Here is an 11,254-nt window from a genome sequence, read left to right on the forward strand (position 1 = left end):
CCATGATCATCATCTCTCACGACCGCCACTTCCTGAACTCGGTCTGTACCCACATGGCGGATCTGGACTACGGCGAGCTGCGCGTCTACCCGGGCAACTACGACGACTACATGACCGCCGCCACCCAGGCCCGCGAGCGTCTGCTCTCTGACAACGCCAAGAAGAAGGCCCAGATCGCGGATCTGCAATCCTTCGTCTCCCGTTTCAGCGCCAACGCCTCCAAATCCAGCCAGGCTACCTCCCGCCTCAAGCAGATCGACAAGATCAAGATTGAGGAAGTGAAGGTCTCCAGCCGTCAGAACCCCTTCATCCGCTTCGAGCAGGAGAAGAAGCTGTACCGCAACATCCTGGAAGTGGAAGGCGTTGCCAAAGGCTATGGTGAGGCGCCCCTGTTCAAGGGCCTGAGCATGATGCTGGAAGTGGGCGAGAAGGTCGCCATTCTGGGTACCAACGGCATCGGTAAGTCCACCCTGATCAAGACCCTCATGGGCGAGCTGGCACCGGACAGCGGCACCATCAAGTGGTCTGAGAACGCCCAGATCGGCTACTACGCCCAGGATCACGCCGACGATTTCGACACCGATCTCAACGTGTTCGACTGGATGGCCCAGTGGAAACAGGCCAACGAAGACGAGCAGGCGGTACGCTCCGTGCTGGGTCGTCTGCTGTTCACCCAGGACGACATCAAGAAGCCGGTCAAGGTACTCTCCGGTGGCGAGCAGGGTCGCATGCTGTTCGGCAAGCTGATGATGCAGCGTCCCAACATCCTGATCATGGATGAGCCGACCAACCACCTGGACATGGAATCCATCGAATCCTTGAACCTGGCGCTGGAGATGTATCAAGGGACCCTCATCTTCGTCTCCCACGACCGTGAGTTCGTGTCGTCCCTGGCGACCCGCATCATGGAGCTGACCGAGAGCGGCATCCGCGACTTCGGCGGTACCTACGAGGATTACCTGCGCACTCAGGGCGTGGTGTAAGCTTCGCCTGTCAAGGCGCCTCCATCGAAACAACCGGCAAGCGATTGCCGGTTTTTTTATGGTCGGCTATCGTCCCCTGCTGACGGTCAATCTTGGTCGCTATAGCCAACGCAGCCAACATAACGACCTCAGCGCCACCCCAACAGATAAAAAAAACGGCCCCATCACGGAGCCGTTTTCAATGGATGAGAACCGGTCGGGTTTATTCGACGGTGGCTTCCACATCGGTGAAGTACTCAATCTTGGCCGCTTTGCGCAACTCTTCGATCAGCGATTGGTAGCTCGCCTGGGCCCTGCCCTGGCCAAGCTGGCCTTGCAGCAGGCTGACCATCTCGGATGGCTCCTTGGTCACGTTGACCTTGTCCAGGGCCACCACAACACGATCGCCATTGGCTTCGGTCACCAGCTCGACACTCGGCTTGCCATCCTGCGGATGAGGCATACGGAACGCCTGCGCCAGCAGGTTCTGATCCATGTCCTGAGTGAAGCGGACAACGCCGCTGTGCGTCTCCACCTTCAGACCCAGTGCGGTCAGATCGGCCTGAATGTTCTCACCGACCTTCAGCTTGTCCAGCAGAACCTGCGCCTTGCCACGGGCCACTTCACTGGCCTTGTCGTGCTTGATGGCAGCAATCACCTGCTCCTTGATCTCCGCCAGCGGTTTGGCCGCTCTCGGTTGATGGCCGGTGATGTGCATGACCAGGGCTTTGCCATCCGCCAGCTCGATCACGTCGGAGTTGGTGTTGTCATCGCGCAGCTGCTCGGAGAAGGCAACGGAGAGAACCTTGGGATCGTTCAGCGGAGCCGGCGCCGTCGCCTGGGTGAAGTAATCGGAAGATTGTACCTTCATCCCCATGGTATCGGCGGTAAAGTCCAGCGAATCCGGGTTCTCGAAGCTGCTGTCAGCCATCTTTTGCTGCTCGGCAAAGAACAGCTCCTTGGCCTTGTCAGCTTGCAGACGGCTGATGGTGTCTGCTTTCACATCGGCAAACGGCTTGGTCTGGGCAGCTTCAACCCCCAACAGTTTGATGACGTGGAAGCCGAACGGGCTCTTCACCACGGTGGAGAGATCGCCCGCCTTGTTCAGGGCAAAAGCCGCCTTCTCGAAGGAAGGATCCATCACCCCTTTCTCGAACCAGTCCAGTTCGCCACCTTTTTTGGCGGAGAAGGTATCGGAAGAGTTGGCCTTGGCCAGCGCAGCGAAATCATCCCCCCCCTGGGCCTGGGTCAGCAAGGCGTCAGCCTTCTGCTCGGCCGCATTCTCGTCCTTGCCAAATGGGATCAGGATATGCGCCACGCGGCGACGCTCGGCACGCTGGAACAGGTCCTGGTGCTGATCGTAGTAATCCTGGGCATCCTGCTCGGTGACCTGGATATCCTTGCCGAGGGTGGCGGCATCCAACAACAGATAGTCGACCTTGACCTTCTCGTCGTTCATGAAACGGGCGTTGTTGGTCTTGTAGTACTGCTCCACTTCCTCACCGGAGGCTTGAACATCCCCCAGGTAGGCGGCGGCAGCCAGACGCACCAGGCGCAGATCGCGGGTCTGGTTGTAGAGCCGGTCGAGCTGCTCGGCTTCACCCTTGAGTGCAAATTCGGAGCCCAGCAAGGCGCCCATCAGCTGCTGACGCACCATGTCCTGGCGCAGGGAGTCACGGAACATCTCGGGAGTCATGCCGGCACGACGAATGAGCTGCAGGTAGCGGTCATTGTTGAATTTGCCATCTTCGGCAAACTCCGGCATGGCGAGAATGGCCTGCTTGATCTGCTCGTCGCTGACGCGCAGACCCAGCTCGCGAGCCTTGCTGTCAAACAAGGCTTGATCGATCAGTCGGTCCAGCACACCGCGGCGGAACTGCTTCATGTAAGCGGGATTGGCGGCCAACTGGCTGAAAGACTCCCCCATTTGGGATTCCATGCGGGCCCGCTCGTTACGATAGGCATTTTCCAGCGCAGCCGAGCTGATCTCATTGCCGTTGACGGTGGCGGGGGCGGTACGTGCCGGGCCATTGAGGTAGCTACCTACACCGGCCAAGGCAAAGGAGAGGATGATCAGGCCCAAGATAACCTTGGCTACCTTGCCTTGCGCCCCTTCGCGTAGTTTATCCAACATCATGTGTGTACTTATGCTCCCGAACTCGATGGGCGTAAATAATGAAAAGGCGCACCGATTGCGATGCGCCTTGGTCAATCAGTATGAGGGAGAGCCCTCTCACTTGTCTGGTCTGCGACCAAGGACGGTGGCCGATGTGATATCAGCGCCCGGACTTAGTTGACCGCGTCTTTCAGGGCCTTACCGGCTTTGAAGGCAGGAACTTTACCAGCGGCGATTTCGATGGTCGCGCCAGTTTGCGGGTTACGGCCAGAACGGGCAGCACGCTCGCGCACGGCGAAAGTACCGAAACCCACCAGAGCAACCTGGTCACCCTCTTTCAGTGCTTCACCTACGGCGTCAATGAAAGCATCCAGCGCACGGCCAGCAGCGGCTTTGGAGATATCAGCACCGTCTGCAATCTTGTCAATCAGTTGAGATTTATTCACTCTTATATTCCCCTTTTATCGAACATCGCTGCGGCGCCGATTTCCCTGGCCACAACAAGTGGAGGTTTTATAGCAAGCCTCCTGATCAGTTGCAAGTGACAATCTAGCGCAAACCCGCGCCACGTCACGCATTGCGACTCACCATGAGTCCCCGAACGGTGGTCAAGGCTACTGCCGTTACCCGGCGCATGCAAGCCTTAACCACCCCCCGAATGCGCCAAATTTGCGGCGCATCAACATTTACACGTCAGAAACGCGCTCAAACCCCTGCGGATTGTCCTGCAACGCCAGTTCCAGCACCTCGTCAATCCAGCGAACCGGATAGATTTCAAGGTCTTGTTTGACGTTGTCCGGGATTTCTTCGAGATCACGCTCGTTCTCTTTCGGGATAAGCACACGCTTGATACCACCGCGATGCGCCGCCAGCAGCTTCTCTTTGAGACCGCCGATGGGCAAGACTTCGCCGCGCAAGGTGATTTCCCCCGTCATGGCCACATCAGCACGGACCGGATTGCCGGTCAAGCTGGAGACCAGGGCGGTACACATGGCGATACCGGCGCTCGGACCGTCTTTCGGGGTCGCCCCTTCCGGCACGTGCACGTGAATATCGCGCTTCTCGTAGAAGTCCGCATTGATGCGCAGCTTCTCGGCACGGGCCCGCACCACCGTCATTGCGGCCTGGATGGACTCCTGCATCACGTCACCGAGCGAGCCGGTGTAGGTGAGCTTGCCCTTGCCCGGCATGTTGGTGGTCTCGATGGTGAGCAGATCGCCGCCCACTTCGGTCCACGCCAGACCACATACCTGACCCACCTGGTTCTGATCGGTAGCCTTGCCGTAATCGAAACGCTGCACCCCGAGGAACTCCTTGAGGTTGGCCTGATTGACCTGAACATGCTTGATGCTCTTGTCCAGCAGGATGCGCTTGACCGCCTTACGACAAATCTTGGAGATCTCGCGCTCCAGATTCCGCACCCCCGCCTCGCGGGTGTAGTAGCGGATCACCCCGACCAGGGCAGAATCTTCGATGGTGATCTCGGACTCCTTCAGGCCGTTGCGCTGGATCTGCTTGGCAACCAGATGCTGTTTGGCAATGTTGAGCTTCTCATCTTCGGTGTAACCGGAGAGGCGGATCACTTCCATCCGGTCCAGCAACGGACCCGGGATGTTCATGGAGTTGGACGTGGCCACGAACATCACGTCCGACAGGTCATAATCCACTTCCAAGTAATGATCGTTGAAGCTGTTGTTCTGTTCCGGATCCAGCACTTCCAGCAAGGCGGAAGCGGGATCGCCGCGCATGTCCGAACTCATCTTGTCGATTTCATCGAGCAGGAACAGCGGGTTCTTCACGCCAACCTTCGCCATCTTCTGGATGAGCTTGCCGGGCATGGAACCGATATAGGTACGACGGTGACCACGGATCTCCGCCTCGTCACGCACGCCACCCAGCGCCATGCGCACGTACTTGCGACCGGTCGCCTTGGCGATGGACTGGCCCAGCGAGGTCTTGCCCACACCGGGAGGCCCGACCAGACAGAGGATGGGCCCCTTGAGCTTGTTCACCCGCGCCTGCACCGCCAGATACTCGAGGATGCGATCCTTGACCTTCTCCAGGCCAAAGTGATCCGCGTCCAGCACCTCTTGCGCCTTGCCAAGGTCTTTCTTGACCTTGGAGCGCGCCTTCCACGGCACCTGCACCATCCAGTCCACGTAGCTGCGCACTACGGTGGCTTCGGCAGACATGGGGGACATCATCTTCAGCTTGGAGAGCTCGGCCTGGGCCTTGTCTCGGGCCTCCTCCGGCATCCCCGCCTCTTCAATCTTGCGATTGAGGGCTTCGAACTCGTCCGGGCTGTCTTCCAGCTCACCCAGCTCTTTCTGGATGGCCTTCATCTGCTCGTTGAGGTAATACTCACGCTGGCTCTTCTCCATCTGCTTCTTGACGCGAGTACGGATGCGTTTCTCGACCTGTAGCAGGTCAATCTCCGACTCCATCATCGCCATCAGAAACTCGATACGCTCGGACACAGAGGCGATTTCCAGCACCTTCTGCTTGTCTTCGAGCTTGAGCGGCATGTGTGCGGCCATGGTATCGGCCAGACGTGCAGCATCGTCGATCGCCGAAATCGAGGTCAGTACCTCGGGCGGGATCTTCTTGTTGAGCTTGATATAGCCTTCAAACTGACCGATGGCGGAGCGTACCAGCACATCCTGGTCCTTCTCGTCGATAGCGGTGGAGGCGATGTACTGCGCCTCACCGACGAAGAAGTCCTTGTCATCGATCATCCGCTCAAGACGGGCACGCTGGCCACCCTCCACCAGCACCTTGACGGTGCCATCCGGCAGCTTGAGCATCTGTAAAATATTGGCCACAGTCCCGACGGTGAAGATCTCCTCCACCGTTGGCTCATCGGTTGACGCATCCTTCTGGGCCACCAGCAGAACTTTTTTGTCCTGCTCCATGGCCGCTTCCAGACAGCGAATGGATTTTTCCCGCCCCACAAAGAGTGGAATGACCATGTGGGGGTAAACCACCACGTCACGAAGAGGCAGGACGGGAATCTCGATGCGTTCTGAACGCTCTAGGTTCATATATGTCCTCTCGGCTTGTTATACCGTTGGCAAAGCGCTTGGCTGAGTATATGGGGGCGCAGAGATGAGATTCAATCGCCGAAACCGTAAAAAGCATGAAAGGGGCAAAAAGCCCCTTTCATTTGATTAAAAATCAGACTGTTACTCTGATGCAGCGGCCTGGGTCTCGGGATTTTCGTAGATCATCAAGGGCGCGGAGTCCCCTTTGATCACCGTCTCGTCGATCACCACCTTGCTGACACCGTCCAGGGACGGCAGGTCATACATGGTATCGAGCAACACGGCTTCCACGATGGATCTCAGACCACGGGCACCGGTTTTCCGCTCCATCGCCTTGCGCGCGATGGCGTTCAGGGCGTCGTCACGGAACTCCAGCTCCACCCCTTCAAGATCAAACAACGCGGCATATTGCTTGGTCAGCGCGTTCTTCGGCTCTTTCAGGATCTGGATGAGGGCTGCCTCGTCCAGCTCGGTCAGGGTCGCGACCACCGGCAGACGACCGATGAACTCGGGGATCAGACCGTATTTGATCAGATCTTCCGGCTCCACCTTGGCGAAGTTTTCGCTCAGGGTCGCTCTGGCATTCTTGGATTTGACGTCAGCGCCAAAACCGATGCCGGTGCCCTTGACGGATCGCTGCTCAATGACCTTGTCCAGACCGGCAAAGGCACCACCACAGATGAAGAGGATCTTGGAGGTGTCAACCTGCAAGAACTCCTGCTGCGGGTGCTTGCGTCCACCTTGCGGCGGGACGGAAGCAATAGTGCCTTCGATCAGTTTGAGCAAGGCCTGCTGCACACCTTCCCCGGACACGTCGCGGGTAATCGAGGGGTTGTCTGACTTGCGGGAGATCTTGTCGATCTCATCAATGTAGACAATGCCACGCTGGGCCTTCTCTACGTCGTAGTCACACTTTTGCAGCAGCTTCTGGATGATGTTTTCCACGTCTTCGCCCACATAACCGGCTTCGGTCAAAGTGGTGGCGTCGGCCATGGTAAACGGCACATCCAGCAGACGAGCGAGTGTTTCGGCCAGCAGCGTCTTGCCGCTACCGGTCGGGCCAATCAGCAGAATGTTGGACTTGCCCAACTCCACACCACCGGCTTCGCTGCTGTTGCGCAGACGCTTGTAGTGGTTGTAGACGGCCACGGCCAACACCTTCTTGGCATATTCCTGCCCGATCACATAGTCATCCAGGTGAGCACGGATTTCATGAGGGGTCGGCAGCTCGCTACCATCACGCTTGGGAGAGATCTCGCGGATCTCTTCGCGGATGATGTCGTTGCACAGCTCGACACACTCATCACATATGTAGACGGAAGGGCCAGCGATCAGCTTGCGCACTTCATGCTGGCTTTTGCCGCAAAAAGAGCAGTAGAGCAGCTTATCACCCTCACCCTTGCGTTTTTCTGTCATTCAGCAACCTCGTTTTATCAATAGAGGATGGATCGTCCTGTTGAGTTTACAACAGTCCGGGACACCCTGCTCAGCCGCGCTGGCTCAGGATACCGTCTACCAGACCATAAGCCACGGCTTGATCGGCGGACATGAAATTGTCACGGTCGGTATCACGCTCTATGTTGGCCATGTCCTGCCCGGTGTGGAAGGCCAGACGCTCGTTCAGGGTATTCTTGATCTTCAGGATCTCCTGGGCATGGATCTGGATATCAGATGCCTGGCCCTGGAAACCGCCCAACGGCTGATGGATCATCACGCGGGCATTAGGCAGGCAGAAACGCTTGCCCTTGGCACCACCGGCCAGCAGGAAGGCCCCCATGGAGCAGGCCTGCCCCATGCAAACTGTGCTGACATCCGGCTTGATGAACTGCATGGTGTCATAAATGGACATGCCGGCCGTGACGGCACCACCCGGAGAGTTGATGTAGATGCTGATGTCCTGATCAGGATTCTCTGACTCCAGGAACAGCAACTGGGCTACCACCAGATTCGCCATATGATCCTCGACCTGACCGGTCAGGAAGATCACCCGCTCCTTCAACAGACGAGAATAGATGTCGTAGGAACGCTCCCCTTTTGCAGTTTGCTCTACCACCATGGGGATGAGCGCATTGCGTGGGGATTCAGTCACATCGTTATAGTTCTTGTACATAAGGCATTGTCCCTAAAATAAAATGGCCCGAGTGGAGATCACACGAGCCATTATACTTAACAGTCTTGACCTTAAGTCAAATGTTCTTAGGCAGCGGCACCGGACTTATTGATCACTTCGTCAAAGGCAACTTCTTTCTCGGTCACTTGCGCCTTGGACAGGATCAGGTCGATGGCTTGATCTTCAACCGCCAGATTGCGCACGCCATTCAGCATTTGCTCATTCTTCTGGTAGTACTCGATCACTTCCTTCGGATCTTCATAGGCAGTGGCCATGGACTCGATGATGCTGGTCACGCGGGCATCGTCAGCCTTGATCTCATTGGTACGGATCACGTCGCCCAGCAGCAGACCTACGCGAACACGACGCTCGGCCTGGGCCTGGAACAACTCGGCCGGCAGCTCAGGTGCGTTGCCGCCCTGGAAACCACCGAAACGCTGCAGGGCCTGCTGACGCAGGGCGTCAACTTCCTGCGCAACGGCAGCCTTCGGCAGATCGATCTGGTTGACTTCAACCAGGCCGTTCAGCACTTGCTCTTTCACGCTGTTTTTCAGGGCTTGAGCCAGTTCGCGCTCCATGTTCTTGCGCACTTCGGCTTTCAGCTCTTCAACGTTACCGCTCTCGATGCCGAAACGCTTGACGAACTCTTCGGTCAGCTCAGGCAGGATCTGCTCTTCAACCTTATTAAGCTTGGCAGCGAACTTGGCCGCCTTGCCTTTCAGGTTTTCAGCGTGGTAGTCAGCCGGGAAGGTCACGTCGATGGTGAACTCGTCGCCTGCTTTCTTGCCCATGATGGCGTCTTCGAAGCCCGGGATCATGCGGCCGGCACCCAGTACCAGGTTGAAGCCTTCGGCTTTGCCGCCGTCGAACTCTTCACCATCGATGGAACCGATGAAGTCCATGGTCACACGCATGCCATCGGCAGTGGCGGCATCAACATCAGCCCAGGTGGCGTGCTGCTTGCGCAGGGTGTCGATCATGTTGGCCAGATCGGCATCCTTGACAGTCGCAACCGGCTTCTCGACCTTGATGGTCTCGAGGCCAGCCACTTCAAACTCGGGGTACACTTCGAAAGTGGCGCTGAAGACGAAGTCCTGACCTTCCCGGATCTCTTTCGGGTCCATGGTCGGGGCACCGACGGGGCTCAATTTGTTTTCGATGATGGCCTTGATGAAGTTGCTCTGCATCATTTCATCAGCAACGCGAGCGTGAGCCATGGCACCGAACATCTTCTTGATGATGGTAACCGGCGCCTTGCCAGGACGGAAACCGTCGACGCGACGGGTTTTGGCCAGGCCATTCAATTCTTTGCGCACGGCAGCGTCAACGGTAGCAGCCGGTACAGTGATGGTAAGACGGCGTTCCAGACCCTGGGTTGTCTCTACAGAAACTTGCATTCTTTTACCTCGTTCAACTCAGCACTGTGTGCTGACCCTTATTGCCCCTGGGCAAAGCCCGGAGTCTTCCTGTTTATAAAGACAACGACTGTCTTTGTGATGAGAAAAGATGACGCGGCATTATAGCGGCGCACTTTGGTCGAGTCGAGCCACACATCCCCCAACGAGGGGCCGAAGGCACAATTCGCGCAAATCTGACTCTTATATGGGGAAGCCCTGGCCCGACTTCAAGCGCGCGATACACAAGAATTTGCACTTGCTCACCTTTTTTCGCGCAAAGGCCTACTTTTTCAGCTCATTTCCCGTGAAAAAGCCGCCCCGTTCGTGGACTGCGACCCAAATTGTCCACCCCATCACATCAACCATTGCGTCCATGGCTGCTGCTCGCTATGGTGACAACCAAATTTATGAGTCTGGAGTGACCAACATGGCCTTTTTCCGCTTCTTGTTTAACCTGCTCTGGTTTCTACTGGGGGGCGTCTTCATGGGGCTGGCCTGGTGGCTGGCAGCTCTGCTCTGCTTTGTCTCGCTGATCGGGATCCCCTGGGGTCGTGCCTGCTTCGTCATCGGCACCTTCACCTTCTTCCCGTTTGGCAAGCAGGCGGTGAGCCGCAAGAGCATGACAGGGCAGAGTGACATAGGCACAGGCACCCTGGGGTTGATCGGCAACATCCTCTGGTTCCTGGTGCTCGGGATCTGGCTGGCCATCGGCCACATCGCCTCGGCGCTGGCCTGCTTCGTGACCATCATAGGTATTCCGTTTGGTATCCAGCACCTCAAGCTGGCGCTGATCGCCCTTGCCCCCATTGGTCAGATGGTGGTGACCAATCACGAAGCCGAATCCGGTCGCTACATTCGCTGAGTACCACGAAAATCGCACAGGCAAGCTGCCTGCGCCGCAAAAAAAGGGCAGACTAGGGTCTGCCCTTTTTCATTACTACCGCCCGAGGCCAGCCATGCTTCCCAGCCACTTTTTCGCCAATCTCGCCCGCATGAGACTCATCTATCGCTGGCCACTGATGCGCAACATACAACCCGAAAACATCGCCGAGCATAGCCTGCAAGTGGCCATGGTGGCCCACGCCCTTGGGCTCATCCACAATCGACTGTTCGGTGGCAATGTGGACGCCGATCGCGCCGCTGTGATGGCGCTCTATCACGACAGCAGCGAGGTGCTGACCGGCGATTTGCCAACCCCGGTCAAGTACTTCAATCCCGAAATTGCCCGGGAGTACAAGAAGATAGAGCTGGCCGCCGAGCAGCGTTTGCTCGCTATGCTGCCACCGGAGCTGATGGAGGATTTTCGCCCCCTGCTGGACTCGGGCGCGCAGGATGCCGAACTGGCCCGACTGGTGAAGGATGCCGATACCCTCTGCGCCTACACCAAGTGTCTGGAGGAGTTAAGCGTCGGCAACCGGGAGTTCGAACCGGCCCGCAAACGGCTGGAGGGGATGCTGGAAGCACGGATGAGCCCGCAGATGCGCTACTTCATCGACGTCTTCGTGGCCAGCTTCTCGCTGCCGCTCGATGAGCTGAACGCGCACTAAGCCACGCCACACGACCTGAAAACAGAAGGGCCCGCCGGTTTGCACCGGCGGGCCCTTCGTTCTTTATCGGCGGCTCAGATG

At 57.5% G+C, this 11,254-nt stretch carries 9 protein-coding genes; 3 read left to right on the forward strand and 6 right to left on the reverse strand.

The window, feature by feature from the left end:
* Positions 1 to 983 (forward strand): ATP-binding cassette domain-containing protein (locus AAC083_RS23040; RefSeq protein ID WP_258224663.1); only part of this gene is annotated, 983 nt, incomplete at its 5' end.
* Positions 984 to 1,185: 202 nt separating this feature from the next.
* On the opposite strand, the gene ppiD is transcribed toward AAC083_RS23040, so the two are convergent.
* The 6 genes from ppiD to tig form a co-directional block, all read right to left on the reverse strand.
* Positions 1,186 to 3,099 (reverse strand): peptidylprolyl isomerase, encoded by a 1,914-nt coding sequence (ppiD, locus tag AAC083_RS11270; RefSeq protein ID WP_181364721.1) that lies wholly within the window; start codon positions 3,097 to 3,099, stop codon positions 1,186 to 1,188.
* A 152-nt stretch (positions 3,100 to 3,251) separates the two neighbouring features.
* A complete protein-coding gene (gene hupB / locus AAC083_RS11275; protein ID WP_005315375.1) occupies positions 3,252 to 3,524 on the reverse strand; it encodes a nucleoid-associated protein HU-beta in 273 nt (90 codons plus the stop codon).
* Positions 3,525 to 3,764: 240 nt separating this feature from the next.
* Entirely contained in the window at positions 3,765 to 6,119 is a 2,355-nt protein-coding gene (gene lon / locus AAC083_RS11280; protein ID WP_042037415.1) for an endopeptidase La, read from the reverse strand.
* Positions 6,120 to 6,260: 141 nt separating this feature from the next.
* A complete protein-coding gene (clpX, locus tag AAC083_RS11285; RefSeq protein ID WP_042037414.1) occupies positions 6,261 to 7,535 on the reverse strand; it encodes an ATP-dependent protease ATP-binding subunit ClpX in 1,275 nt (424 codons plus the stop codon).
* Between the two features lie 70 nt (positions 7,536 to 7,605).
* Positions 7,606 to 8,229 carry an ATP-dependent Clp endopeptidase proteolytic subunit ClpP gene (gene clpP, locus AAC083_RS11290; protein WP_181364722.1) on the reverse strand — a complete coding sequence of 208 codons (624 nt, stop codon included), beginning with the start codon at positions 8,227 to 8,229 and terminating at the stop codon, positions 7,606 to 7,608.
* An 86-nt stretch (positions 8,230 to 8,315) separates the two neighbouring features.
* Positions 8,316 to 9,626 (reverse strand): trigger factor, encoded by a 1,311-nt coding sequence (tig, locus tag AAC083_RS11295; RefSeq protein ID WP_108536639.1) that lies wholly within the window; start codon positions 9,624 to 9,626, stop codon positions 8,316 to 8,318.
* A gap of 427 nt (positions 9,627 to 10,053) precedes the next feature.
* On the opposite strand from tig, the gene AAC083_RS11300 reads away from it, so the two are divergent.
* Both AAC083_RS11300 and yfbR read left to right on the forward strand, forming a co-directional pair.
* Complete coding sequence (locus tag AAC083_RS11300) at positions 10,054 to 10,488, forward strand: YccF domain-containing protein (RefSeq protein WP_042037411.1); 435 nt, start codon at positions 10,054 to 10,056, stop codon at positions 10,486 to 10,488.
* A gap of 94 nt (positions 10,489 to 10,582) precedes the next feature.
* Complete coding sequence (gene yfbR, locus AAC083_RS11305; RefSeq protein WP_042037410.1) at positions 10,583 to 11,173, forward strand: 5'-deoxynucleotidase; 591 nt, start codon at positions 10,583 to 10,585, stop codon at positions 11,171 to 11,173.
* The last annotated feature ends 81 nt before the right edge of the window (positions 11,174 to 11,254 follow it).

The organism is Aeromonas sp. HMWF014 (assembly GCF_963878295.1).
Lineage (GTDB): Bacteria > Pseudomonadota > Gammaproteobacteria > Enterobacterales > Aeromonadaceae > Aeromonas > Aeromonas popoffii.

Bases quoted from the DNA above. Each gene is read 5' to 3' on its own strand.
- tig (WP_108536639.1), bottom strand. From the start codon at position 9,626: ATGCAAGTTTCTGTAGAGACAACCCAGGGTCTGGAACGCCGTCTTACC.
- ppiD (WP_181364721.1), bottom strand. From the start codon at position 3,099: ATGATGTTGGATAAACTACGCGAAGGGGCGCAAGGCAAGGTAGCCAAG.
- clpP (WP_181364722.1), bottom strand. From the start codon at position 8,229: ATGTACAAGAACTATAACGATGTGACTGAATCCCCACGCAATGCGCTC.
- lon (WP_042037415.1), bottom strand. From the start codon at position 6,119: ATGAACCTAGAGCGTTCAGAACGCATCGAGATTCCCGTCCTGCCTCTT.
- AAC083_RS11300 (WP_042037411.1), top strand. From the start codon at position 10,054: ATGGCCTTTTTCCGCTTCTTGTTTAACCTGCTCTGGTTTCTACTGGGG.
- yfbR (WP_042037410.1), top strand. From the start codon at position 10,583: ATGCTTCCCAGCCACTTTTTCGCCAATCTCGCCCGCATGAGACTCATC.
- clpX (WP_042037414.1), bottom strand. From the start codon at position 7,535: ATGACAGAAAAACGCAAGGGTGAGGGTGATAAGCTGCTCTACTGCTCT.